This is a genomic window from Alteromonas sp. PRIM-21, assembly GCF_027563165.1.
Lineage (GTDB): Bacteria > Pseudomonadota > Gammaproteobacteria > Enterobacterales > Alteromonadaceae > Alteromonas > Alteromonas macleodii_A.
Genome location: NZ_JADOEK010000002.1, coordinates 303,425 through 328,886 on the forward strand (window position 1 = coordinate 303,425; position 25,462 = coordinate 328,886).

General features: G+C 44.4%; 20 protein-coding genes. 8 read left to right on the top strand and 12 right to left on the bottom strand.

The annotated features are described in order from the left end of the window. The first annotated feature begins 177 nt into the window (after positions 1-177). The 3 genes from IW644_RS05725 to IW644_RS05735 all read left to right on the top strand — a co-directional run bounded on the left by IW644_RS05725 (position 178) and on the right by IW644_RS05735 (position 3,766). A complete protein-coding gene (locus IW644_RS05725; protein WP_269916792.1) occupies positions 178-2,022 on the top strand; it encodes a DUF885 domain-containing protein in 1,845 nt (614 codons plus the stop codon). Positions 2,023-2,184: 162 nt separating this feature from the next. Continuing rightward, the gene (locus tag IW644_RS05730) at positions 2,185-2,520 is read left to right on the top strand and encodes a VOC family protein (RefSeq protein ID WP_269916793.1); all 336 of its coding nucleotides are present in this window, start codon (positions 2,185-2,187) and stop codon (positions 2,518-2,520) included. 88 nt (positions 2,521-2,608) lie between these two features. Further along, on the top strand, positions 2,609-3,766 hold the full coding sequence (locus IW644_RS05735; RefSeq protein ID WP_269916794.1) for a tetratricopeptide repeat protein: 1,158 nt from the start codon (positions 2,609-2,611) through the stop codon (positions 3,764-3,766). Positions 3,767-3,795: 29 nt separating this feature from the next. On the opposite strand, the gene IW644_RS05740 is transcribed toward IW644_RS05735, so the two are convergent. From IW644_RS05740 to IW644_RS05760, 5 genes are all read right to left on the bottom strand, one after another. Beyond that, positions 3,796-5,886 (bottom strand): NADPH-dependent 2,4-dienoyl-CoA reductase, encoded by a 2,091-nt coding sequence (locus IW644_RS05740; protein ID WP_269916795.1) that lies wholly within the window; start codon positions 5,884-5,886, stop codon positions 3,796-3,798. 343 nt (positions 5,887-6,229) lie between these two features. After that, a complete protein-coding gene (locus IW644_RS05745; RefSeq protein ID WP_269916796.1) occupies positions 6,230-6,679 on the bottom strand; it encodes a DUF4426 domain-containing protein in 450 nt (149 codons plus the stop codon). A 111-nt stretch (positions 6,680-6,790) separates the two neighbouring features. After that, the gene (locus IW644_RS05750; RefSeq protein WP_269916797.1) at positions 6,791-7,327 is read right to left on the bottom strand and encodes a YggT family protein; all 537 of its coding nucleotides are present in this window, start codon (positions 7,325-7,327) and stop codon (positions 6,791-6,793) included. Between the two features lie 20 nt (positions 7,328-7,347). After that, on the bottom strand, positions 7,348-8,169 hold the full coding sequence (proC, locus tag IW644_RS05755; RefSeq protein ID WP_269916798.1) for a pyrroline-5-carboxylate reductase: 822 nt from the start codon (positions 8,167-8,169) through the stop codon (positions 7,348-7,350). Positions 8,170-8,245: 76 nt separating this feature from the next. Further along, complete coding sequence (locus IW644_RS05760) at positions 8,246-8,932, bottom strand: YggS family pyridoxal phosphate-dependent enzyme (protein ID WP_269916799.1); 687 nt, start codon at positions 8,930-8,932, stop codon at positions 8,246-8,248. 27 nt (positions 8,933-8,959) lie between these two features. Between IW644_RS05760 and IW644_RS05765 the strand changes: the two genes are divergently transcribed. The 3 genes from IW644_RS05765 to IW644_RS05775 all read left to right on the top strand — a co-directional run bounded on the left by IW644_RS05765 (position 8,960) and on the right by IW644_RS05775 (position 11,576). Beyond that, positions 8,960-10,003: a type IV pilus twitching motility protein PilT gene (locus tag IW644_RS05765; protein WP_179984303.1), complete on the top strand. Its 1,044-nt coding sequence runs from the start codon at positions 8,960-8,962 to the stop codon at positions 10,001-10,003. A gap of 8 nt (positions 10,004-10,011) precedes the next feature. Continuing rightward, the gene (locus tag IW644_RS05770) at positions 10,012-11,124 is read left to right on the top strand and encodes a PilT/PilU family type 4a pilus ATPase (RefSeq protein ID WP_269916800.1); all 1,113 of its coding nucleotides are present in this window, start codon (positions 10,012-10,014) and stop codon (positions 11,122-11,124) included. Positions 11,125-11,258: 134 nt separating this feature from the next. Further along, a complete protein-coding gene (locus IW644_RS05775; protein WP_269916801.1) occupies positions 11,259-11,576 on the top strand; it encodes a putative signal transducing protein in 318 nt (105 codons plus the stop codon). A gap of 46 nt (positions 11,577-11,622) precedes the next feature. Here the strand turns inward: IW644_RS05775 and ruvX are convergent, their stop codons facing one another. From ruvX to IW644_RS05795, 4 genes are all read right to left on the bottom strand, one after another. Then, positions 11,623-12,054 (bottom strand): Holliday junction resolvase RuvX, encoded by a 432-nt coding sequence (gene ruvX, locus IW644_RS05780; RefSeq protein ID WP_179984300.1) that lies wholly within the window; start codon positions 12,052-12,054, stop codon positions 11,623-11,625. Then, on the bottom strand, positions 12,047-12,613 hold the full coding sequence (locus tag IW644_RS05785) for a YqgE/AlgH family protein (RefSeq protein WP_179984299.1): 567 nt from the start codon (positions 12,611-12,613) through the stop codon (positions 12,047-12,049). Before IW644_RS05785 ends, ruvX begins: the two co-directional genes overlap by 8 nt. 138 nt (positions 12,614-12,751) lie before the next feature. Continuing rightward, the gene (gene gshB, locus IW644_RS05790) at positions 12,752-13,705 is read right to left on the bottom strand and encodes a glutathione synthase (protein WP_269916953.1); all 954 of its coding nucleotides are present in this window, start codon (positions 13,703-13,705) and stop codon (positions 12,752-12,754) included. A 139-nt stretch (positions 13,706-13,844) separates the two neighbouring features. Continuing rightward, positions 13,845-14,573 carry a 16S rRNA (uracil(1498)-N(3))-methyltransferase gene (locus IW644_RS05795; protein WP_269916802.1) on the bottom strand — a complete coding sequence of 243 codons (729 nt, stop codon included), beginning with the start codon at positions 14,571-14,573 and terminating at the stop codon, positions 13,845-13,847. Positions 14,574-15,362: 789 nt separating this feature from the next. Between IW644_RS05795 and IW644_RS05800 the strand changes: the two genes are divergently transcribed. Then, complete coding sequence (locus IW644_RS05800; RefSeq protein ID WP_118492753.1) at positions 15,363-16,205, top strand: mechanosensitive ion channel family protein; 843 nt, start codon at positions 15,363-15,365, stop codon at positions 16,203-16,205. A 109-nt stretch (positions 16,206-16,314) separates the two neighbouring features. Here IW644_RS05800 and IW644_RS05805 read toward each other — a convergent pair whose 3' ends face one another. After that, positions 16,315-17,112, bottom strand: coding sequence for a M48 family metallopeptidase (locus IW644_RS05805; RefSeq protein ID WP_269916803.1), 798 nt, complete (start codon positions 17,110-17,112; stop codon positions 16,315-16,317). Positions 17,113-17,519: 407 nt separating this feature from the next. Between IW644_RS05805 and IW644_RS05810 the strand changes: the two genes are divergently transcribed. Continuing rightward, positions 17,520-19,322, top strand: a complete 1,803-nt coding sequence (locus tag IW644_RS05810; protein WP_269916804.1) for a choice-of-anchor I family protein — start codon at positions 17,520-17,522, stop codon at positions 19,320-19,322. A 147-nt stretch (positions 19,323-19,469) separates the two neighbouring features. Here IW644_RS05810 and IW644_RS05815 read toward each other — a convergent pair whose 3' ends face one another. Together IW644_RS05815 and IW644_RS05820 are read right to left on the bottom strand one after the other, a co-directional pair. Next, positions 19,470-22,496: a TonB-dependent receptor gene (locus IW644_RS05815; protein ID WP_269916805.1), complete on the bottom strand. Its 3,027-nt coding sequence runs from the start codon at positions 22,494-22,496 to the stop codon at positions 19,470-19,472. Between the two features lie 84 nt (positions 22,497-22,580). After that, on the bottom strand, positions 22,581-25,295 hold the full coding sequence (locus IW644_RS05820; protein ID WP_269916806.1) for a poly(beta-D-mannuronate) lyase: 2,715 nt from the start codon (positions 25,293-25,295) through the stop codon (positions 22,581-22,583). Between the last annotated feature and the right edge of the window lie 167 nt (positions 25,296-25,462).

Consider the following 25,462-nt stretch of genomic DNA (forward strand, 5'->3'; position numbering starts at 1 on the left):
ATTAGGGATCCAGTTCAGGTCTCAGTAATTAAAGCCGTTTGCTACGTCATTGTAGGGCAATAACAAATAACGACAGTGCCGCTGGTTTAGAAGCTAATTTAAAAGCTGAAATTAAAGCTGATACTAAAGCTTACGTTAGATTAACGGCGAGATAATAAAACAAGAAGGTAATCACAAATGAAATCATTTAAAACACTACTCGTCAGTAGTGCAGTAACCATGGCACTGGGCCTTAGCTCAGCGGTAGCATATGCACACAATCACGCAGGTATGCAGAGTTCATCAAAAAGTGAATCAGTATCAAAAGAAGTGTCTGAGCACGATAAGCTTTTTGCACTATTTGCGGCTGCAGACCAGCGTGATATCGAGCTTAATCCGATTATGGCCATTTTCCGCGGTGATATGCGTTATGCCGACAGAATGGGCGACTTCTTAACAGACTCCCATGCTATAGCGGGAAAAACGGCAACATTGCTTAACTTGTCAGAACTTAAACAAATTGATCGCAGTAAGTTAAGCGATACCGACAAGCTTGCTTACGATGTATTTAAGTACAATGAAGAACGCTCGGTAAAAATGTCGAGCGATGAGATTGAAGCGCTCACAGAAGTGCGCCCTATAAACCACTTTAGCGGGTTTCACACTTTTTACCCAACCTTTGCTAGCGGAAAAGGCGCAGCGCCATTTAAAACAGTAGAAGATTACGAAAACAACCTATCTCGCCATAAAGATTACATTGCTATTTCTGACCGTGCTATCGGCAAGTTCCGCGAGGGCATGGAAAGTGGTGTACTTGAAACTAAGCTAACTATCGACCGTGTGATAAAGCAGTTTGATACTCAACTGGCCATCCCTATCAAAGAGTCACAATTTTGGGGGCCAATTACCATGTTCCCAGAAAGCTTCTCTGACGAAGAAAAAGCCCGTTTGACCGCTGAATATGAAAAAGCGACGCAAGAAATTTACGATGCAACCACGCGTATGCGCGACTTCCTGCGCGACGAGTATTTACCTGTTGCTCGTGAAAGCATTGGCCTTAGCGATATGAAAGGCGGTGCAAAGCTTTATCAATTGATGGTGGAAGGTTCAACGACACTGCCATTGACCCCTGATGAGCTGCATAATCTTGGTTTAAAAGAAGTTAAGCGTATCAAAAATGATATGCTTGAAATTAAAGACGAAGTAAAGTTTGAAGGAACATTAAACGAGTTCTTCGACTATGTACGCACCGATCCTAAATTCAAGCCTGAAAGCCGTGAGGCACTCACCCAGAGCTATTATGATATTGGTCGTGAAGTGGATGAAAAAATTGACCAGTACTTTTCTCTACTGCCAAAATCTGAATTAGAAATAAAACCTTACGACCCTGCTATCGAGCAATTCAGTGCGGGTGGTTCCTATCAACCAGGCACGCCAGACGGCTCTCGCCCTGGTACTTTTTACTTTAATGCCTACGACTTGCCTAGTCGCTTAACTACGGGCAACGTTACCTTGTACCTTCATGAAGGTGCGCCGGGCCACCATTTCCAAGTAAGCCTTGCTCAAGAAAATGAAGCGCTGCCGTCTTTCATGCGCTTTAGTTTCTTACCTGCCTTTGGTGAAGGGTGGGCGCTATATTCAGAAACCTTGGGCTATGAAATGGGCTTTTTTGATGACCCATGGAACCGTTACGGCACGCTTCAGGATGAACAGCTGCGCGCTATGCGTTTGGTAGTAGATACGGGGATTCACGCTAAAGGTTGGAGCCGTGAACAAGCTATCGATTTTATGCTCGAAAACTCAGGCATGACTCGCACGGAAGTCGTGGCAGAAGTAGAGCGTTATATTGCTATACCATCGCAAGCGCTGTCTTACAAAGTTGGCGCGCTTAAAATTCAAGAGCTGCGCGCTCGCGCGGAAAAAGCATTAGGTGACGATTTCGACATTCGAGAGTTCCACGCACAAGTGTTGAATACGGGCGGAATTCCACTTGCTATTCTTGAACAGAAAATTGACCGCTGGATTGCTAGCCAACAAAGTTAGTGAATAGCGGTAAATTAAGTAGAGCTTAAAACACTATAAAGCCAGTAAGTTTCAGACCTTACTGGCTTTTTTCGTTTTTGCGACCAATAGCAGTGATATTGACGAATAGCTTCACTAGAGTAGTAATTGTACAATTTTTCTAAAGGTTTAAAGGAGCGGAAGGTGGAGTTAGGGTTATTTTCATTGAGTTTAGCGGTCAAGGATATTAATAAATCGAAAGCCTTTTACGAAGCATTAGGTTTTGAAGCTATGCCTTCATGTGGCTCGGTAGAAGACAAATGGTTGATGATGAAAAACGGCAACACCATGATTGGCTTATTCGAAGGTATGTTTGAAGACAACATTATGACCTTTAACCCCAGCGATGTTAGAGCGCTTCAGGCTAGCTTAGTTGAACAAGACATTGCATTAGATGTACCTGTGAAAAGCGATAGCGGCCCTGGTCATTTTATTGTTAAAGACCCCGACGGCAACACTATTATGTTTGACCAATTTTAAGAAGAATTTCTTTTATTGCCATCGGAAGCTAACTACCCAAGTTTTTTGAGCTATTACTCTTAACCAAAAGGAAGTGAGGGAAGGCAGGTTGAAAACCAAATCGTTATTTCTAGCTATAGCGTTGATGACAACGGTAGCGTGTCAGAGTACCAAAAATACTACCATCCAGAGCAATAGTGAATTAACACCATTTGATTGGCAGGTTAAGGAGTTCGCAAGGGTTGATGTGGAAGAGCCTGCGTCATTATTTGCGTTGTCTGACCAGCAAAAGCAACACTTTCTTTCTTACTATAACTCGCCGACTAAAGCACATATATCACCTAATTTTCGCCTCGCTTACTACTTAAACGATCTGGTCTCAAATTTTAGCTACGCTGGAGACACCCTAAAAGCACAAGATGTTTTAAACAAACGTTACGGGAACTGTATGTCGCTTGCGTTGCTAACTACAGCTCTTGCCCGACTCGTTAATCTAGATGTGGTTTATCAACAAGTACATACCCCACCACTGTACCGAAGGTTTGGAAAGACACTCACTACGTCTACACATGTTAGAAGTATAATTTTAGGGCCAGAACCTGAAAAAACAGGCGATAGCATTGTTTTTCGAGGTAGAGCCGTCATCGATTATTTTCCATCAAGCCGTGATGACAGGGGAGTTTATATCTCAGAGGCCGATTTTATCTCTATGTATTACCAAAACAAGTCTGCTGAAGTGATGAGTGATGACCCTAATTTGGCTTACAGTTACTTGTATCGTGCTATGCAGTTAACTACAACAAATGCTTCAACACTAAATTCTCTCGCCGTACTATATCGCTCGAATGGCTACGAAAAAGAAGCTCGAAAGTTGTATGAGTTCGCTATCGAAAACCATATCCAGTCGGTACATACGTTATCAAATTTCGCCGTGTTGCTTAAAAAGGTAGGCGATGTAGAAACGCTATCGCGTATTGGGGATATGTATTTAAAAACAGACGACGACAACCCTTATCGTTGGATAGATTTAGGTAATGAATTTTTAGCGAAAGGCAAGCTTTCGGAGGCAGAAATGTTTTTCAACAAAGCCATCGCTACAGGTCCTTATTTAGGAGAAAGTTACTTGGCTATGGCTAAGACTTATTTTTTACAGGGTAAGGTGCTTAAAGCTGAAAATATGATGGAAAAAGCGCTCTCTCTTTCACTGCCTTCACAGAATAGAGCGCTTTACACCGCCAAGCTAAAGGCTATTCAAAATAGCCATTAATAACTTAGTTTCCATAGCTCGCTGAGCCCTTAAATTCGCGCTGCCAGTTCTGCGCCTTGGCGAATAGCACGCTTGGCATCGAGTTCTGCCGCGACGTCAGCACCACCGATAATATGTACGGTAAAGCCTGCATCTTCTAGAGGTTGCTGCAAAGGCTTAAACGGCTCTTGGCCTGCACACACAATAACATTATCGACAGGCAGCACCTTAGGCGTGTCGTTAATGAGTACGTGAAGGCCTTCATCATCCACTTTCTCGTAGGAAACGCCATTTATCATTTGAACGTTGTGGTGCTTCAACGACTGCCTGTGGATCCAGCCCGTTGTTTTACCTAGACCTTTGCCCACCTTCGAGGTCTTGCGTTGTAGCAAATACACCTCGCGTTCAGAAGGCTCTATCGCCTTTTCTTTAAGTGCCCCTGGTGCTGAGTAATTTTTGTCGATACCCCAGTGAGCTAGCCATTTTTCTTTATCTTTAGCTAAATGTTCGTGCTCAACTAAGAACTCTGCTACGTCAAAGCCAATACCGCCAGCCCCAACAATTGCCACTTTTTTGCCCACCGGTTTTTGGTCGCGTAATACCTCTAAATAACTCATCACTTTAGGGTGGTCGTGACCTTCAATAGAAAGTTTACGTGGATTGATGCCTGTTGCTAACACCACTTCATCGAAACCCTCATTTGACAAGCTTTCTGCATTAACTTCGGTGTTAAGGTGAATGGATACGCCAACCCGTGCTAGCTGATTGTCAAAATAACGCAGGGTTTCATAAAACTCCTCTTTTCCTGGCACTTGTTTGGCATAATTGAACTGACCGCCAATCTCAGCGGCTTTATCGAATAAATGCACGTCGTGCCCTCGCTCAGCAGCATACATTGAAAACGCCAATCCAGCTGGACCGGCACCTACAACGGCTAGCTTTTTCTTGTTTTGCGTAGGTGTAAAGGTAAGTTCGGTTTCATAGCACGCTTGTGGATTTACCAAACAGCTTGCCCGCTTTTGCTCAAAAGCATGGTCAAGGCAGGCCTGGTTGCAGGCAATACAGGTATTGATAAGTTTAGATTCATTGCGCATGGCCTTAGCCACAAAATGGGCGTCAGCCAGGAAAGGGCGGGCCATCGATACCATGTCAGCATGCCCTTGGGCCAATACCGATTCCGCCACCTCTGGAGTATTGATACGGTTAGTGGTGATAAGAGGAATATTCACCTCTTTTTTCATGCGTTCAGTTATCCAGGTAAACGCTGCACGTGGCACAGAGGTCGAGATCGTGGGAACGCGGGCCTCGTGCCATCCGATACCGGTATTAATAAGCGTAGCACCTGCTTTTTCAATTTCTTTAGCCAAGTACACGACTTCATCCCACTTTGCGCCGCCTTCTACTAAGTCCAGCATAGACAGACGATAGATAATAATGAAGTTAGTACCTACTTTCTCGCGCACACCTTTAACTATCTCAATTGCTAAGCGGGCTCGGTTTTCTAAACTGCCGCCCCATTCATCGTTTCTGTGGTTAGTGCGTTCGCAAAAGAATTGATTAATGAGGTAACCTTCTGAACCCATTATTTCCACACCGTCGTAACCTGCTTGTTGGGCAAGGGCAGCACATTTAACATAGTCTTTAATGGTGCTTCTCACGCCGCGCGAGGAAAGTTCGCGAGGCTTAAACGGAGTAATGGGCGACTTCATAGGTGAAGCGGAAACAGCAAGCGGGTGATAACCATAGCGACCCGAATGCAGTATTTGCATGCAAATTTTACCCTCTTCTTTATGTACAGCATCGGTAATAACACGGTGCTTCTTGGCATGACGAGAGCGTGTCATTCTGCCGGCGAAGGGCGCAACCCAACCTGAGATGTTAGGACTAATGCCGCCAGTCACAATAAGCCCAGCACCGCCTTTTGCTCGCTCGGCATAGAAAGCTGCTAGTTTATCAAAGCCGCCTTTTTCCTCCTCTAAACCTAAATGCATCGAGCCCATCAGGGTACGGTTACGAAGTGTAGTAAAACCCAAATCTAATGGGGCTAATAGGTTAGGGTAAAAAGGTGACTGCTGTTCTGACGTATTTACAGAATGGGTAGCGGCGGTCTGAGGTGCAGACTGTGACGAGGGCGTATTCATATTTATTCTCTATTTTTTACTATGAAGGCATCTAGCATGTTGTTTAGTAATTAAAGTACGTAGAAACTAATTTTAATTGCGCTTCAGCAGGCTTCAGTAACTAATGCTTTAATCTTTACGAGCCAACTTGCCCGACCAGTTGTCTTGATTATTTACTACTGCATCAAATTGGTAAAGGGGAGTTATCAATTTTTTAACATAATAAAAAAGCGAGATACCAATTATTGGCCATCTCGCTTAATAGTTTTAAAATTATGTTTAGTAAAAAGAGGTTACAAATTACTAGGGTTGGCATGGTTTAACGCGTAAACAATATTTCCCTTAGAAAGTAATCTGCAGTTGCCTATTCATCCACATACATTTTTTGTTGGAATTTCAGCGTCTGTTTACTTGCACCCTTTTGTACGTCTATTTCAAACCTGAACGTTTCTTGATCGCGAAACGGTAGTACGGCGAGATAATAGATGGCATCGCCTTCTTCCACTTTCTTGAAGGTAAGTTTGCGAGCATTGCCTAAGAGGTTCTTTGCCGTACCCGTTACGTCTGCACGCTGCGCTTCACCTGAAGCTTTGTCGAGTACGGAAATGTTGACCAGCGCGTTAAACTTGCTTCTTACAATGCCGTAATTAGCTGCAACTTCAGGCGTTAAAAAAGGCGTACTTACTACCATATAGTGTACATCCCATTCACCAAGCGTTTTCTTCTGTTCGGCAAATGCAGAGAAGCTTAAGCAAGCTATAGCTATTGCAAGAAGAGCTGCGTACCCTTTCTTAATTTGTTTTATTTTACTCATGATAGACCTTACTTTGCCTTCATATTTTTCTTTTACAAAACAGCGGGCTTACCCGCTGCCTAATGCTGTATGACCTAAGGTTTCACCTTTAATGCCTGTAGTAAACATTGTTTACATAGGGAAAGTGTCTTGGATCAGAAGCTGTAAAAACTGTAATGCGATGATGGCAATCAGTACCGACAAGTCAAGGCCACCTAGCGGAGGAATGACTTTGCGAATAGGCGCTAAAAAGGGTTCAGTTAGTTGATACAGCACATAGTCTACCGGAGATTGACCTTGCGATACCCAGCTTAAAATTGCACGTAACAGCAATACCCAGAACATCAGCGATAGGGTTTCTTTTACCACGCCAATTACCGATAAAATGGCTATGCCTACGGGGTTTAGCGTACCGCCAAACATAAGCCCAAGAGTAACGAGTTTAAGCGCGCATACCGCTATCGCCAATACAAAGGTAGCGGTGTCGAATCTGCCGATTGACGGGATAACACGGCGCAACGGCCCCACGATAGGGTGGGTTGCTTTTACTACAAATTGACTCATTGGGTTATAAAAGTCTGCTTGAACCATTTGTAACCAAAGGCGCAGAATAACCACCATCAAATAAAGGCTAAATAAGGTATCAACCAAAAATACCGTTGCATTCATGTTGTGTTTTTCCTAAAACGTTATAGCTGTTTTGCCATTTCTTCAGCACGCGCTACGGCTGCCCGCATCGACTTGCTGACAATATCTTTTAAGCCTTCATCAATGAAGGTATTTACGGCTTCGGCTGTAGTGCCGCCCTTCGACGTAACTTGGGCACGAAGCTCACTTAATTCAAGGTCTGGGTTGTTACAAACCATTTCAGCTGCACCCAACATAGCCTGCTGCACCATAAGGCGTGACTGGGCTTGATCAAACCCCATGTTCATGGCTTCTTCTTGCATGTTTTGTAGGAACAAGAAGAAATAGGCTGGACTGCTACCTGCTGCGGCAATAACACCGTTAATACCATCTTCTTTGTCTACCCAAACGGTTTCGCCCACGCTGTTCATCACATCGTCTACGTACTGTCTGTCAGACTCAGACACTGTATCGTCGGCGTACATTCCTGACATGCCTTTGCCTAACAAGCTTGGTGTATTTGGCATAATGCGAACCACAGGGTATTCGCCGCCTAACATCTCTTGTAATCTGGCAACGGGTAGACCGGCTGCGATACTCATAAACAACTTACCCGATAGGTCGTTATTTTTTTGCAGTTCGCCGCACATATCACCCATAATTTGTGGTTTTACCGCAAGCACAATGGCGTCAGCGAATTGGCAAGCTTCATCGTTAGATTGCGTGGTGTGAATACCAAACTCGGCTTTAAGGCCGTCTAACTTTGGAGTGGACGGGTTTGCCGCAAGAATATTTTCTTTCGCATACCCAGATTTGATAAGACCACTGATGATGCTGCGGCTCATGTTACCCGCGCCAATAAATGCTAATTTTTTCTGTTGCATGTAAATCCTATTTGTTGATTGCATTTAAGTCTGTGTAGTAAAGCTGTTCACTAAAAGCTAAGCACTATAGGTATGGCTAAGTACGTTTTCCGAAAATAGCGGTACCTATTCGAACCATGGTAGAGCCATGTTGAATTGCTTCTGCCATATCACTACTCATTCCTACGGATAGGGTATCAAAATTGCTCAGTGATGTATGGTAGTGGTCAAATAATTCTTTTAGCTTGGTTAGCGTAGCGCGCTGTTGTTCTTCACTGGGGTTGGCCTTGGGAATAGCCATCAAACCGCGTAAGCAAAGGCGCTCCTGTGACGCTACGAACTCAACTAAAGACGCTAATTCGTTGAGCGCTACGCCAGACTTACTGCCTTCATCATCAATGTTCACCTGAATGCATACGTTTAATGGCGGCATTGAGGCTGGGCGTTGCTCATTAAGGCGGCGGGCTATTTTCTCTCTGTCTACTGACTGAACCCAGTCAAAATGTTCGGCTACTATTTTAGTTTTATTTGACTGAATAGGGCCAATCATATGCCACTCAATATCTTCGAGTCTTGAAAGTTCCTGAACCTTTTCAACACCTTCCTGCACGTAGTTTTCGCCAAACATTCGTTGTCCCGCTTCATACGCTTCAATGATATCTGATACGGGTTTTGTTTTGCTAACCGCTAGCAATTTAACGGTTTTTGGTGGACGATGTGCACTGGTAGCGGCTTGGTCTATTCCTTTTCGTGCGGAATCTAGTCTTTCTGCTATTGTTTGCATTATTCACCTTGTTTTGGAGAAGTGGTTGTGGATATTACCGAACTTTTGGCTTTCAGTGTTAAGAATAACGCCTCAGATTTACACTTATCAGCGGGCCTACCACCAATTATTCGTGTAGATGGCGAGATGCGTAAACTTAACGTGCCTGCCCTCGATCACAAGCAAGTTCATGGTCTTGTTTACGAGATTATGAATGACATGCAGCGCAAAGAGTACGAAGAAAACTTAGAAACCGATTTTTCATTTGAAGTAAATGGTTTGTCCCGTTTTCGTGTTAATGCCTTTGTTCAAAATCGCGGTGCGGCGGCGGTGCTACGTACCATTCCTAGCAAGGTGTTAACCTTAGACGACCTTGGCGCGCCCGAAATTTTTAAAGACATCATTAATCAGCCTACCGGAATAGTGCTAGTCACTGGCGCTACAGGTTCGGGTAAAAGTACCACCCTAGCAGCCATGGTTGACCATATTAATACGCATAAACGCGAACATATTCTTACTATAGAAGACCCGATTGAATTTGTTCACGACAATAAACTTAGTTTGGTAAACCAGCGTGAAGTACACCGCGATACGCACTCGTTTAATAACGCTCTGCGCTCAGCGCTTCGTGAAGACCCTGATGTTATTCTGGTTGGTGAGCTTCGTGACTTAGAAACCATTCGCCTTGCGATTTCAGCTGCAGAAACAGGCCACCTGGTGTTTGGTACGCTACACACCAACTCAGCACCTAAAACAATTGACCGTATTATTGATGTGTTCCCAGCAGAAGAAAAAGCCATGGTGCGCTCAATGTTATCGGAATCGCTACGCGCGGTTATATCGCAAACTCTGCTTAAGAAAGTAGGCGGAGGTCGTGTGGCTGCTCACGAAATTATGGTGGGCATCCCAGCTATTAGAAACCTTATTCGTGAAGATAAAGTGCCGCAGATGTACTCGGTTATTCAAACCGGGCAAGCGCATGGTATGCAAACCATGGATCAATGCTTACAGCGACTGGTAGCTATGGGGGTTATAAGCAAAGAAGATGCGGCAGCAAAGTCAGTGGATAAACAGTCGATGAACAACTTCTAGAGGCCATTATGCTAGATTCACTATTACAAAAAATGGTCGATACCAATGCCTCTGATTTGTTTATAACCGCAGAGTTTCCGGTAAGCGCCAAAATTAACGGTAAACTGACACCTGTGACAGAAAGTGCCACATCGGAAGAGGCATCTCTCGCGCTGGTTCACGAAGCGATGACCGAAAAGCAGCGAGACGAGTTTCATACATCGAAAGAGTGCAATTTCGCTATCGTTCGCGATGGCATTGGTCGTTTCCGCTGCTCTGCATTTTGGCAGCGTGACCAAGCGGGCATGGTGATTCGCCGCATCGTTACTCAAATTCCCAAAGCGGATGATTTGGGTCTGCCGCGAGTATTAAAAGAAATTATTATGTCTAAACGCGGTCTTGTTCTATTTGTAGGCGGAACAGGCACGGGTAAATCCACGTCATTGGCTGCGCTCATTGGGCACAGAAATGAAAACACTCATGGGCATATATTAACCATTGAAGATCCTATCGAATTTGTTCATGAGCATAAAAACTGTGTTATCACGCAGCGAGAGGTGGGCATTGATACTCAGTCCTTCGACGACGCACTTAAAAGCTCGCTTCGTCAGGCTCCTGATGTGATTCTTATTGGTGAAATTCGCTCAATGGAAACCATGGAATATGCCATGTCGTTTGCCGATACAGGGCATTTATGTGTAGCCACGCTACACGCCAATAACGCGAACCAAGCTATTGAGCGCATTATGCACTTGGCGCCTAAAGATCAGCACGATAAGCTGCGCTTTGATTTAAGCCTGAACATACGCGCTATTGTTGCTCAACAACTTGTGCCAACACCAGACGGTAAGGGCAGGGTAGCGGCTATAGAAATACTGCTTAACTCGCCGTTAGTGCGCGATCTTATTCAGCGCAACGAAATAGGCGCATTAAAAGAAGCTATGAAAAAGGGTAAAGAGCAAGGCATGCAAAGCTTTGATATGGCGCTATATGATTTGTATAAAGCCGGTAAGATAGACATGGACCAAGCGCTTCACCATGCTGACTCGCCTAATGATCTGCGCTTAATGATCAAGCTTGATACTAGCGACGGTTCTAGCTTAGGCACCTTGTCTAATGTGTCTATTGATATGGATGACTAGGCACTGCTTCTTCAGTACTGCAGTTACACTTTGAAAAAGCGGTACCTGGATAATTACTCAAAAAGCAGCCCAAGGGCTGCTTTTTCGTATAAGCTCTACGCGGTATGCATTATTTTTTTGCAATAGGATAGTCATTGAAAAAACTTTTCTCCTCACAAGACGCTTTTGAAATGCAAGCAGTTCGCAGCGAACTTGATGCGCTGTCTATTCCCTATATGGTAAAAAATGAATTTGCTGGTGGTGCTATAGGCGAGCTGCCTTGGCAGGATTCTCAGCAGGAGGTGTGGCTCGTCGACGATAGCTGGTATGCACGGGCGTCGAAAGTTATCGATGCCATCATTCACAAATCACGTAATACGAATAACAGCAGTGAAGACTGGCGATGTGACGCGTGTGGTGAGGAAAACGGCAGCGCATTCGATGTATGCTGGCAGTGCGGCGCGGAAAAGTAAAAGTACAGGAACTTAAAATTAACTACAAAGAGTAGCGCAAAGGCGGCTACTCGTACTGGCTTTCGCTCCAGCTGGTGAAGATCACACAAGCTGATACGCTATCAACTTTATCCTTAGTAAGCTTTTTATAGCCACCTAACTCAAACAGCATAGCTTTAGCGTCGGTAGTAGTAAGACGCTCGTCACAGGTTTCCACTGCAACACGAAAACGTCCGTGGAGTCGATTGGCGAACTTGCGAGCTCGTTGGGTCATTTCCTGCTCTGTGCCGTCCATATTTAGCGGTAAACCAACAACGACAACATGGGGTTGCCATTCTTCATAAAGCTTTTCTATCAATGCCCAATCTGGAATGCCGTCTCGTGCCTTAAGCGCTGCAAGCGGTGAAGCAGTGCCAGTAATTTCTTGGCCTACCGCTACGCCAATACTCTTGGTACCAAAGTCAAACGCAAGTACAGTACGGTTTCCTATATCAGGCATGCCCGGCTCCTGGAGCTAGCTGCCATACGTCAACACCGAGTTTATTTACCGTTGCTTGCCATTTTTTATGCATAGGAGTGTTAAACAGAATTTCTTCGTCCGCTTCTATGGTTAGCCACGCATTTTCCTGCATTTCCTTTTCAAGTTGCCCTGGTGTCCATCCGGCGTAACCTAAAGCAATAAGCACGTCCTCTGGGCCCTCATCGTTGGCGATAGCCGTCAAAATGTCCTTTGATGTGGTAACCATGATCCCCGGCGCGAGCTTAAGACTCGACGCCCAGGATTTCTGCGACGAATGCAAAACAAACCCACGTTCTTGGTTGACGGGTCCGCCCGCAAGTACGATTTGTTCTGCCTTGTCTTCAGAAACTGTCAACTCTTTATCAGTTTGTTCAAGAAGTTGTTTGACGTTCATAGTAGAGGGCTGATTCACCACAATGCCCATAGCGCCTTCAGCATTGTGCTCACAAACATAAATGAGTGAACGTGAAAAGTAGGGATCGTCTAAGCTAGGCATTGCGACCAAAAAGTGATTTTGTAGGCTTTTTAATTCCGTCATAGTTTGCTTTTTACTACTATATTTTACTAACGTCTTTTACTTTAGGGGGCCATTTAACATTAAGTATAAAAGGCCCTGTATTCACCCATGCTGAGCTTTATCTGAGCTACTCGCGCCGGTGACTAGTGCAAAGTACGTTTATCTGTTGGCTAAGCGCTTTTCAATTGCGTCAAACAGTGCGCCCATAATGTCTACGTCGTACGCGGCTTCTATTTCTCTTACGCACGTTGGGCTGGTAATGTTTATTTCTGTAATTTTATTGCCAATTACATCAAGCCCTACAAACAAAATATTATTTTCTTTAAGCGTAGGAGCTATGGCTTCAGCCAATGCGCGGTCTGAATCAGAAATTGGCTGAGGGCGGCCAGTGCCACCGGCGGCCAAGTTCCCTCTTGTTTCCCCTTTGGTTGGCAGTCGCGCTAAGCAGTATGGCATTACTTCACCATCTACAATCAATACACGCTTGTCACCGTCTTTAATCTCTGGAAGGTACTCCTGTACCATCATATAGCGCGTGCCCAAATGAGTCAGAGTTTCAATAATTACGCCTAAATTATTACCGTCAGGCTTTACCCTGAATATAGAGGCGCCACCCATACCGTCTAAGGGCTTACAAATAATATCTTGATGCTTGGCATGAAACTCACGAATAATCGTTTGGTTGTTTGATACGAGAGTATTCGGGATATGCTCTGGGAAATACGATGTAAACAATTTTTCGTTGTAGTCACGTAGGGCCTGAGGATTATTTACAACCAGTGCTCCAGCGTCTTGCGCTAGCGACAATATCTGGGTGGCGTACAGAAATTCGCTGTCAAAAGGCGGATCTTTACGCATAAGTAAAACATCAATATCCCCTAAATGCAGGGTCGCTTCGTCTTCAATCGCGTAGAAATCTGTCGCTTGGTCTTTAACCGACACGGTTTTGCCCAAACCCATAGGCTTACCATTGTCTAAATACAGGTCTTTTAGTTCGAAATAAACAACCTTTGCACCGCGGCGCTGAGCTTCAAGCATCATCGCAAAGCTTGTGTCTTTATGTGGCTTAACGCTTGCGATGGGGTCCATAATTACGCCAACGGTATATTGCATAATGTTCTCACCTTGAATGTTTATAAAATGCCGGCTCATATAGCCCTGCTGATAATCTTTGTATATTGGGTCACACCCTAATACTTCAAGTTATTGGTCTAGCATAGGCCTGTAAAAAAAAGGGTATAAAATAATATCCTCAAAAGTCGCCGTGTTGTGCCTGGAGAATACTTAAACTCGTAATTGCCGCCGTTTCGGTACGTAAAATACGTGGGCCTAAACTTACCGATTGATAACCGTTTTCGTTAGCTTGATGGATTTCTGTGTCTGATAACCCGCCTTCTGGACCTATGAGTAGTCGAAAGCCTTGAGTATTATAAGGTTGCCTCGCTAAGCTTTGTTCTGCGCCGGGTGCTAAAACCAACTGCGTAGTATTGGTTGATGAGGACAGCCACTGACTTAAGTTTACCGGGGCATTGAGCACAGGAATAATGTTGCGACCACTTTGTTCACAGGCACCAATGATAATTTTCTGCCATTGCTGAATTTTCTTTTCCCAGCGTGCTTCGTCAAGTTTTACTGTGCATCGTTCGGTAATAACAGGCGTTATCTCTGTTACGCCAAGCTCTACGCTTTTTTGTAGCACAGTGTCCATTCTATCGCCCTTAGAAACACCCTGACCTAAGTGAAGGTGGAGGGGGGACTCTTTTGCTAAAGAAAGACATGCGTCGGCTTCAACCGTTACTTTCTTTCTTTGAACACTTATGACTTGTGCACTGTATTCGTTGCCATCGCCGTTAAATAGCACAATAGGGCGATTGGGCTTTATGCGCAGCACAGTAGCGATGTGATGACCCGCATCTTCGGTTAATTCAAATTCTTGTTCTAAAGGAATGGGGTTGGGGTAATAAACTCTTGGTATACGCATAAGGAATCAGGTGTTTGGTTTTGATGCGTATGATACGTGTCTGTATATGCAGGTTGCAATGCTGTCGACGGCATCATGTAAATAATTGGAGAAAAACTTACACAAACGGCAACACGCGACCTATCTTTAATAATCACCTGACTCGTAGGTTTACTCTATGCCGCAGAGGGCGAAGAGTTGCTCGAAGAGTTTTCCAACACTGTGGAAGAAGGCTTCGATTTTTGCGCTGGGCGGTATTCCGCTCTTGCATACTTAGTGTGTTTTCCTTTATCGGTGCGAAGTGAATATAAAAATAAACACAAAACAACCGAAAATAGGGTTATGAGAAGCAACATGCGTTAATCCTTTAAGTGACATAGTTTGCTAAAGCTCGTTCATAAAAATTAGCGGAAAAAGGACCGAAACCCACATTCTGCGTTAATCTTTATGAGACTTTAGTCTAAAACTTTAAGGCTAAAAAATCATCAAAAAAAATGTCTTAAAACTCGGTAACTTCCGAAAAAGTTAAAAAGACAACAAAGCGCATTCAAGCTTCGGTGTAAAATAGTGCCTTTGTTGAGTGACATGTGTGTGACAATAAAAAAAAATACTTAAACTTTGGTATACGTTGTACCTAAGAGTAGCGTTATTTATCGCTACTTTTGGATAATGCTAACACTATCAAGGGCCTATGAGGCTTAGACTTTAGGGCGAATTTACGCTGTTTGGACCTATTGTGTATTGGTGATAATACGAATAGCTGCTACCGTATGTATGCAAATTACAACTAACCATGACAAGGACCATATTATGGAAGAAAAACTCTCACTTTTTTCAGCAAGTGATGTTGAAAGGTACATAAACGACTACGCCATTCCATGGGGCATCAATATCCTAATGGCGATTGCGATTTATGTAGTCGGTAAAATCGTAGTTGGATTTATTCTGTCTGTATTTAGACGCCTAATGGCTAAATCTAAATACGATGACATGTTGGTCGATTTTCTAGAAGCGATACTTAGTGCCATCTTGATGCTATTTGTTATCGTCGCGTCACTAGATCAACTAGGTGTGGATACTACTTCACTTGTAGCCATATTAGGTGCGGCTGGTTTAGCCATTGGTCTGTCATTACAAGATTCACTTAAAAACTTTGCAGCAGGCGTAATGCTACTAGTATTTAAGCCGTTCAAAGCGGGTGATTTTGTTGAAGCTGCGGGTACTGCTGGTTCAATCAAAAAGATTGGTATTTTCACAACTACAATGAATACGCCTGATAACAAAGAAATTATCGTTCCGAACGGCAATATCTATAGCGGTAACATCACTAACTACTCTGCGAAAGATACTCGTCGTGTAGATATGGTTGTTGGTATTGGTTATGACGCTGACTTACTTAAAGCTAAGCAAGTGTTGCAAGAAATGATTGAAGCGGATGATCGAATTCTAGCTGAACCTGCTCCGACTGTAGCGGTTTCTGAACTTGCTGATAGCAGTGTTAACTTCGTAGTACGCCCTTGGGTAAATGCTGCAGATTTCTGGGCAGTTAAGTTCGACTTTACAGAGCAAGTTAAACTTCGCTTTGACAAAGAAGGTATTTCAATTCCATTCCCGCAAATGGATGTGCACCTACACAAACAAGACGGCGAGTAACCGTTATCTTGGAAACAAAAAACGCTGCTAAATGCAGCGTTTTTTTTGCTTTAAAAGCAAGCGAATTAATTAGACGCTAAACAAAGTATACCTCTATAAAACTGTACTTTTATTTACAGTTAGGTCGATAGGCCGTGGCCTGATAGTCAGCATAGGCGGCGGGCATATTAGCTTGCAAGTTATCGATTCTTGTCTGTGGTGCAGGGTGGGTAGATAGCAGCTCCATAGGACGTTCACCACCACTCGCTGCATCCATATTTTGCCACAAGTTTACAGACTGTCTTGGGTCAAACCCAGATTTTGCCATTAGCTGAAGGCCAATGACGTCGGCTTCTGATTCGTGAGTTCTGCTAAAAGGAAGCTGAACGCCTACTTGAACACCTAAACCAATCGCTGCCATGATAGGACCTGATTGAGGCACTTCGTTCGCGGCCAATACTTGACCTACCGCTTGACTGCCTACATTAATTAACGTTGACTGAGACATACGCTCGTTACCGTGCTCTGCGATAACGTGACCTACCTCGTGACCAATAACAGCCGCTAGCTGATGTTGGTTTTCCGCTACGTTGAGTAAACCGGTATACACGCCTATCTTCCCGCCAGGTAGCGCGAAAGCATTAACCTGTTCATCGTCAAACACTACCACCTCCCATTGACCACTAAAAACGCTCTCGGGAACTTGGGCAGTGATAGCGTTTGCAACGCATTCCACATAGGTATTTTGTACTGCTTTACGCGATATTTTTAACTCTTCTTTCATACCTGAAAAAGCTTGATCACCCATTTGTGCTAGCTGGGCTTCTGAATAAAGTAATACTTGATTTCTGCCGGTAGGAGATGTCGCACATGCGGTTAGTGTGAGCGCAGCAGCAATAACCGCTGAGGCAGTGAATTTCAATTTCATAGTTAATCCTTTTGATTGCTGAGTACACCCATTTTCGTGACCCAGTCACAAAAAATGATATGCCATTCAGTTTATACATCTTTTAGGCAGTATTAGTATCAGATACAACGGACAAATAAAACTAGACCTTCGCGCTAAAGATACTGCTTTGTGCTTACGAGCGTTTCTATTGAAATCAATAACTAATAAAAGACGTTGAAATATGCACTTACAATTGACGTAAAGTAAGCTAGATGCGTACTTTTTATAGAAAAATGACACGCCTTTGCCTTCTTAATATTTGTGTCATAAACTGATTTTAATTTATACATAGAAGTTGAATAAATTTTCTGGTGTACTAAGAGCAGGAATCCCAGATTTCTCGGACCTCGCAACGTACGACAAAAAACAATTAAAAAGGAAATCAAATGGCAGTGCGTAACAAGTTTAAATATGGATTAATTGCATTTTTAGTTTCAGCTGCGCTCACAGGATGCGGCCTTGATGGTGACGATGGTGCTCAGGGTGAAACAGGGGCACAAGGACCACAGGGCGAACAGGGTGATCCAGGCTCTGATGGCAGCGACGGCACCGATGCTTCTATCGGTATCGCGATGGATGTGGTTGGTCGTGCTTTCTTAGGCAATCAAACCGCAGCTGAAATCGTTCAATATCATTCTGATACCAGCACTATTTACGCCACTAACGGCGAAACAAATACAATTGCAGTTATTGATGCCTCAGGCGTTAGTACGGCAACAATGTCGGATCCAATTAATACGACCACGCTAACACCCACCACAATCGCGTTACCTGCTGACATTAACGGTGTGGCGCTAGGCAGTTTAACGAGTATTGCAATAAGCGGTGACCTAATGGCCGTTGCAGTACCAGCGGATGTTAAAACTGATAATGGTTACGTGTTGTTTTACAACGGACTTGATAGCTCTGCTCCCGTATTTTTAGACTCGGTAGAGGTAGGCGCACTACCTGATATGGTCACTTTCACCCCTGATGGTGGTAAAGTGTTAGTAGCCAACGAGGGCGAACCGTCTGATGACTATACTGTTGACCCTGAAGGTTCTATTACGGTTATCAATATTCTTGCCAGTGGCGAGCCTGAAGAAACAGGTACTACTGTAGGCTTCAGTGCGCTTAACGGCAGTGAAGCTGAGCTTATGGCACAAGGCATGATGTTCCCAAACCCAGCAGGGCGTACAATTAACGGAACCGCTATCACCTCGACTGTAGCGAAGGACCTAGAGCCTGAATATATTACAGCGACTAATGATGTTGCCTATGTAAGCCTTCAGGAAAACAATGGCCTAGCAGTTTTAGATTTGGAAGAGTTAACCGTGGACGTTGTTGGCTTAGGAGCCAAGTCTTGGGCTGGACTTAACATTGATATTCAAGAGAATGATGCGGTCAGCTTTGGTCAATATAGTGGCCTATATGGGGTTTATCAGCCAGATACCATTGCTAACTTTACGTGGAAAGACGCAACTTTCATCGTGACTGCGAATGAAGGTGACGCTCGTGAGTACTTCTTTGAGGCTGCTGATGAAGCTGCTTGTACTGCCGCTGGTGGTGTTGATTTTGACGAAGACGATGGTTGCCTTGCGTATACCGACGAAGTGAAAGTAGAAGACCTAACGGCTGCGGCAAACTCTGAGTTGGCGATGCTACAGGCAACAGGTGAAGCTGACGATTTACGCGTAACTTCGGCCATGGGTGATGCTGATGGAGACGGTGAATATGACGCTGCATATGCCTACGGTGCGCGTTCATTTACCATTTGGGATCAAAATGGTTTAGTGGTTTATGATTCTGGTGACGATTTTGAGCGCATTACCGCTTCAGTTCACGGTGCACAGTTCAACAACGGTGACGACGAAAACGCTAGCGATTCACGCTCTGAGAACAAAGGACCAGAACCAGAGGCATTAACCGTGGGGCAAGTGGGTGACCGCACTTACGCATTTATCGGCACAGAGCGCATGGGTGGTATTTTCGTTTACGATGTAACGAATCCTTACGATGTTCAATTCGCCGAGTATGTGATCAACCGCGATCTGACTGAAGGTTTAACCAGCGATGACGTGATTGGTGACCTTGCGCCAGAAAGTTTGGTATTTGTTAGCGCTGAAGACAGCCCAAGCGGTGTTCCTCTACTTGTAGTAGGTAACGAAGTAAGTGGGACAGTGTCGGTATGGCAAATCAACCAGCTGTAGTTTAACGTTCAATAGTTAGTCAAAAACCCGCTTAACTAAGCGGGTTTTTTATTGTCTAATAAAAAAGCCCTAGCTTGAACTAGGGCCTTAGGGAGTCGCGTAATGCCTTGCTTTTGCTAAGGCATTACGAGTTGCGATTGGAAGTGCTTAGTACTTAACCGTTACACCTGCAAACAGGCGAGGACCATAGTCATTAACTTCGCCAAGATTGCCTTGAACGTAGTAGTCTTGAGACTTAGGTGCACTGAATAGGTTAATTGCTTCAACCTTAACGCGTACGTGGTCATTAACCTTGTACGATGCGCGTGCTTCCCAAACACCTACTTCGTCTACGTAACGCAAGCGCGTACCGTTGCTGGTGTAAGGTTGGAAATATTCGCTTCTGTACTTATAGATAAGCGCTGTATCTAGGTCGCCAATTTGGTAATAAACCTGACCGCTAAATACATGCTCAGAGAAGCCAGGTACTGAACCTGGAGGAATGATACCTTGGGTTAACTGAGTAGTATTACCGTCAAGGTCGGTAATAAAGGTATCACCGTAATTACTGTCCTCGAATTCATAATCAGTGTCAGCATAGTTATAACCAAACTTAACACCAATACCACTATCCCAACGATAAGCGATTGAGGTTTCGATACCGATGATGCTGCTGCTTTCGTCTGTCGTTACAGAGTTAGTAATAGGCAAGTCATAATCGTCACCTTCAATCTCAAAGGTTTCTAGGACTGTTTGCTGTTGGAAGCCACCGTTGAACTGCTTGTAGTAAACACCGAAAGCAAAAATTGAGTCTTCATTCGGATACCACTCAATGGCAACGTCATAGTTCCAAGACATAAGAGGCTTAGTACTTGGGTTACCAGACCCGTTTACACCAACAATTAGGTCTGAAATCGTCGTAGGAGCAACTTCATCATCAGTTTGGAACGTACGGCTATAGCCTAGGTCTGATGGGTCTGCGCGAGACATACCGCGATAGATACCAGCACGTAGCAAAATGTCGTCGCTATAATCCATTACAAAGTTAGCGCTAGGCAGTACTTCAGTGTAGCTACCACCACCTTCGATACGCTCAACCACTGAGTCATCTTCAACAAGTGTTAGTGTACCCAGTTCACCTTCAATAACTTCAAATGAATTTCTGAAGCCAATTGACGTAACTTCAGTGTTTACAACACGAACACCAAAGTTACCGCGAATGAATTTACCCCACATTTCTGTGTCATAGTTCGCCATCAAATAACCGGCATAAGTGCGCTCAGTGACATCTATTGTTCCCGAGTTTTCATATTCCAGCTCAGGGTAAGCGAAATCATCGCCGTTAGATGCAGCTACGGCACGGGCGAAGCAGTTATTGTCATACGTTGCCCATGAAGAACCAGTGCCGCTAGCTACTGTGTTTCCGTCTGAATCAACATGAGTAATGATGTCACCGTCTGACACAGAAGATAAGAAGTCACTTTCTGGGAAGTCAATTTGACAGCCTTGCATAAGTGCAATTGCTTGGGCGATTTCTTCTTCGTCAGATGAGCCTTCAGTAGGAGAGAACGTCCACTGTGTTCTAGAACCATTGCCTTGTGACCCGCCTAGCTGAACGAATGTCATTTCAGACGCACGTAAGCCACCTTCGATGCTTACGAAAACGTCGTGGTCAAGAATGTAGCTGAAATCTACTTTAGCCGACTTAACTTCGTTTTCGCGCGTATTTTCTCTATCAGCACGTGTACGTAAGCTATCGTAAAAGTTTGTGATATCAGTCACGTCAAAGTTCTGTACCGTGAAATGAGGAATGTCATCACCCATATCCCACGAGAAGAATTGTCTGTCTTCGGTGCGGGCACGGTTTGAAATTTGTAGTTCTTCACGCTCGGTTTTTGAGTAGGCAAGGTCGAAGCTTAACGTTAATGCATCAGTGGCAAAGTGTTCAACATTGATACCAAAACCGTGGTAAGTCTCGTCACGCGAGAACTGTTCACCAGAGCTTTCAATACGATCTTGGCCTTCCCAGTGTAGAATGCCGCCCACATCATTGGTTACCAACGTAGGGCCGGTCAAACCAGGTATCGCACGCTTTTGCAAGAAGATTAAGTCGTGCCTTGCTTCTTGTTGCAAGCGATTTGAGTACTGGAAGTCAGTGTTAATATCCCAGGCGTCATTAGGCTGAAACTGTAGTGCTAGGAAGAATGCATCACGCTCATCAGATGTTTCGTTTTGACGATAGCTACGAGAGCTACCTGTCCACGCATAGGGTGAACCTGCACTGATTGCCTCACCAGTTTCTGGGTCAATTTCCGTGTTGTAGCCTTGGTTAGAGCTACCGCTAACCTGGTCTTCACAGTCGCCAGCGCTGCTGCGGAAAAAGCCTTCATTAGTGTTGGTAGGATCGTTCAAACACGCCCATAGTGAAGAACCCGTTGGGCTAGAGCTTCTGTACTCGGCTTCAGGTTGAGTTATATCCTGGCGCTGTGCACCGATAGAGATACCTAACGCAGAGCCGTTATTGAACTCAAACTGATCAACATAGCTTATCGTTCCACGATAGCCTAAGTCACTGTGAAGTGAGTTATCTACATTGCCTTCGTCAGGGTTATAGTTGCCTTTAACTTCACCCTGAATACGCTGCTTGCCGTAATCAAGAGGGGCAACGGTTTCGAGGGCGATAACACCAGCCACACCACCTTCAATCATAGAGGCGTCTTGGGTTTTATAAATAGCAATTTTCTTAACCAGTTCGCTTGGGAACTGTGAGAAGTTAACCGAACGGTCACCGCTACCGTTAGTCGCTTCACGACCGTTAATGTGCGTCGCACTTAAGAACGGACCAAGACCACGAATAGTAATTTCGGTGGCACCACCATTTTCACGGTGCGAAGCAGCACCTGTGATTGATTCTAGCGCTTCACCAATGGAAAGCGCTGGCAGGTCACCAATATCTTCAGCTGATAGACCGTCAACAACGGTAGTAGATTCACGTTTAATTGAAATCTGATCTTGTATGGTACGACGTGAACCAACAACGTCGATAACTTCTACGTCCTCCGCCGCGGTCTGCTCTTGCGTTTCTTGCGCTTGTACTGAAAAAGCGGCAGTGCTGGCTACACCAGCGATGAATGCGGCTCTTACCCAACGCGCAGTTGGGTTTAGGGTAAAGGGTGTGCTTCTTTTCAACGACATTACAATTTCTCCGTTGTGTTATCGATGCACTAACGCCCCGAAGGGCGCAGTGACTTAATGTGTAGGGTATTTGTGTTTTATGTATTAGTTATCTGCTGTCCATGTAGAGCCAGCACCTACATCAGTAGACTGAATGTAGTAAAGCCCTTTAGCTCCAGCGACTGCTTGTGCACCGTTCGGGTCGGTTTCAATTAGACCGTTGGTAGCGGTAACAAACTCTGGCACTTCCTTGCCATTGTCTGCGGGGTTTTGGTCAATAGCGCCGTCGGTATCAAATTCGCCGTTGCCGTTAAGGTTGCGAATGTCTACCCAAGACTCATCTTCAACATCGCCCGATGCATAGCTATCGGTAAAGCCGAAGTTGTTAGAAAGAAGTGATTCTTCGTGATTGATAAGGTCACAGTCATACTCGAAAGCGTGGTCACTACTAATCGCTTCAGAATCAAATGCGAGCCCAAGCGTGCTTTCTTTATCTGCTTCGTTAAAGCCATTTGCAATTGCATTAGCATCGAAGTCGATTACAAAGAAGTTTTTGGTAAGACCATAAAGAATTGGCGCGTTATCCGCTGTTAACTCATCGCAATCACCCACTGGTGCTCTACTGCCAATTTCTGTGCTGAACACGATGGGTTGAAGTGAGTTTAGAACGGTATTGTTAGTAACAGTCAGTGTTAGGTCACCGCTGCCGTCTAGCACTGCTTGGTTACCTGCGTTGGGTACACCGCCGTCAGCTTGAGAAAATGGGTTAGCCGTGAATACTAAGCCGCCAGCTTCTTTATTGCCTGAACGAATACCTGCAATATAGTTATTAGTTACCGTATGGCCGAGCGGTGTCATCAATACACCACTTGGGCGTTCGTCTGAACCAGAAATATCAGTGGTCCGAATAATGATATTGTCAGCAACGGTGTTAAACCCACCGTCTTCTAAGGAAATACCGCCTTTCGGGTCAATAATCGTGTTACCTTGAATAGTAGCGCCAGACGTTTGAACGCGCATTAGGCGACGGCCTGAAGTGAAGTTATCAATACGGTTGTACTGAACAACAAAGTTAGCGTCTTCTGCCGCATCTGCTCCCGTAGTGCTTCCAACGTTAAGAAGCAGTAGGCTTGATTGGTTGAAGTTCGGGTTTACCGCATTTTCAAACAAATTGTACTGAATTGTATGGTTTAGACCCGAAGAAGAGAGCTTGATCACTGAACCTTTAACCGCGTTGTTTCTATTGCGGAAGGTATTACGCTCAATCATTGCGCCTTCACCATTAACAACAAGCCAATGATGAGTTTCTTCATTCAATGTGGTCTGGTCACCATCCATTGTGTTTTCAGCAAAAGTGAAGTTATCGCCTTCTGAATAAATAACTGCGGCTGCTTCGCTTTCACAGTAAGAATCTAATGCTGTATCAATGCTTTCAAAACGCATGCCCTTTATTGCTGCGCCGTCTACAGTACTGGCAACATTTATACATGCTTCGCCAGATATGACCGGCGTTTCACCTTCTACTGCAGTCATGGTTACAGCACTGGTTAACAAAATTGGTGCTAAGTCAGCATAAACGTTGGTGTTTAGACCTAAGACATCGCCGTCGGCAAGACCGCTATTAAGGGCACTTTCAAGACCGGCTTTATCGTTAACTACTGTAGTGTAAACAATAGTGTCTACCGCATCTGATGCTGAACCTTCAAAACCATCATTATCCGTATATGAGGCTTCTACAGAAATGATTGCGCCAGCATTAGCACTTGGTATGTAAGTGCTGCTGTTGCTATCAGCAATGGCTACGCCATCAGCAAACCATGTATATTCAACGTTCGCTTCGTCAAACCCATTGTTGTCTGTCAGTGTTGCCGTTAAAACTCCGTCTACTAAATAAGGGACGGTACCTGTTATCTCAATTGAGCCAGCCTCGTCTACGGCTTGCTCGTTAACCGGTATAGTAGGTTCAGAAGTGATAACTTCTTCAAAACCGTTATCATCGGTATAAGATGCTTCGACAGTGATCACTTGGCCAACAAGACTTGCGTCAACGACGTAAGTGCTCTGAGTAGCTCCTGAGATCGCAGCGTCATCGCCATACCATTGGTATGCCACTTCACCGGTAGCGCCATCTTCATCACTAATTTCTGTAGAAAGGGTGTTGCCAACAGTAGGCGTGCCTACAATAGCGATTGCACCTTCTGAATTTACGCGACCTACAGGGTCTGTTGGTTCAGACATAGGCGCTTCATCAAAGCCGCGGTTATCAGTAAAAGCCGCTGATACGGTAATAACCTTACCAAACTCATTTTCTGTAAGCGTAATTGTAGATGTAACTTCATTTTCAATAGCTACATCATCTGCATACCACGTATAGACAATGCTTTCTGGTTCTACACCGTTTTCATCTGAAACAGTGGCAGTAAGCATGCCGCCTACTACAACATCGCCAGAGATGACGATACTTGACTCAAACGCTATTGCCATTACATCACTTGTTGGTTCACTTACGTGAGATTCGTTAATACCACCATCGTCAGTGTAAGAGCCTTGCACCGTTATAGCCGAACCAATTTGATCGTCAGTAAGAGTAAAACTTGCACCGCTTGCGTCAGCAATAAGTTGATTGTCAGCGTACCAAAAGTAGTTTACGTCTGATGAAATACCATCTGGGTCGCTGACTGAAGCAGTTAGCGTTTCGCCAGAGGTTGGCGTACCAGATAGCGTGATACTACCTAGGGTATTAGGGTTGTTATCAGAATCTACATCACATCCCGTAATGGCTGCGGCTATGGCGCAAAGTGCAAATGCTTTAATCTTCATGATGGCATCGTGCTCCAAGTTTAATTATAGGGTGGTAAAGTTTTTATTGTGTTTTGGTGTTACCAATATGTGTATTTGTTTTTACCAAATTGGTAATAAGGCTAATAAAAACACAATTTATTAACATTTGCTAGCAAATTTACTAAATTTCTTAAAAATTAAGACGT

Bases quoted from the DNA above. Each gene is read 5' to 3' on its own strand.
- IW644_RS05800 (WP_118492753.1), top strand. From the start codon at position 15,363: ATGGAAGAAAAACTCTCACTTTTTTCAGCAAGTGATGTTGAAAGGTAC.
- IW644_RS05750 (WP_269916797.1), bottom strand. From the start codon at position 7,327: ATGAATGCAACGGTATTTTTGGTTGATACCTTATTTAGCCTTTATTTG.
- IW644_RS05760 (WP_269916799.1), bottom strand. From the start codon at position 8,932: ATGCAAACAATAGCAGAAAGACTAGATTCCGCACGAAAAGGAATAGAC.
- IW644_RS05770 (WP_269916800.1), top strand. From the start codon at position 10,012: ATGCTAGATTCACTATTACAAAAAATGGTCGATACCAATGCCTCTGAT.
- IW644_RS05795 (WP_269916802.1), bottom strand. From the start codon at position 14,573: ATGCGTATACCAAGAGTTTATTACCCCAACCCCATTCCTTTAGAACAA.
- IW644_RS05745 (WP_269916796.1), bottom strand. From the start codon at position 6,679: ATGAGTAAAATAAAACAAATTAAGAAAGGGTACGCAGCTCTTCTTGCA.
- IW644_RS05785 (WP_179984299.1), bottom strand. From the start codon at position 12,613: ATGACGGAATTAAAAAGCCTACAAAATCACTTTTTGGTCGCAATGCCT.
- proC (WP_269916798.1), bottom strand. From the start codon at position 8,169: ATGCAACAGAAAAAATTAGCATTTATTGGCGCGGGTAACATGAGCCGC.
- IW644_RS05820 (WP_269916806.1), bottom strand. From the start codon at position 25,295: ATGAAGATTAAAGCATTTGCACTTTGCGCCATAGCCGCAGCCATTACG.
- IW644_RS05740 (WP_269916795.1), bottom strand. From the start codon at position 5,886: ATGAATACGCCCTCGTCACAGTCTGCACCTCAGACCGCCGCTACCCAT.
- IW644_RS05815 (WP_269916805.1), bottom strand. From the start codon at position 22,496: ATGTCGTTGAAAAGAAGCACACCCTTTACCCTAAACCCAACTGCGCGT.
- IW644_RS05725 (WP_269916792.1), top strand. From the start codon at position 178: ATGAAATCATTTAAAACACTACTCGTCAGTAGTGCAGTAACCATGGCA.
- IW644_RS05810 (WP_269916804.1), top strand. From the start codon at position 17,520: ATGGCAGTGCGTAACAAGTTTAAATATGGATTAATTGCATTTTTAGTT.
- IW644_RS05805 (WP_269916803.1), bottom strand. From the start codon at position 17,112: ATGAAATTGAAATTCACTGCCTCAGCGGTTATTGCTGCTGCGCTCACA.
- ruvX (WP_179984300.1), bottom strand. From the start codon at position 12,054: ATGCCTGATATAGGAAACCGTACTGTACTTGCGTTTGACTTTGGTACC.
- gshB (WP_269916953.1), bottom strand. From the start codon at position 13,705: ATGCAATATACCGTTGGCGTAATTATGGACCCCATCGCAAGCGTTAAG.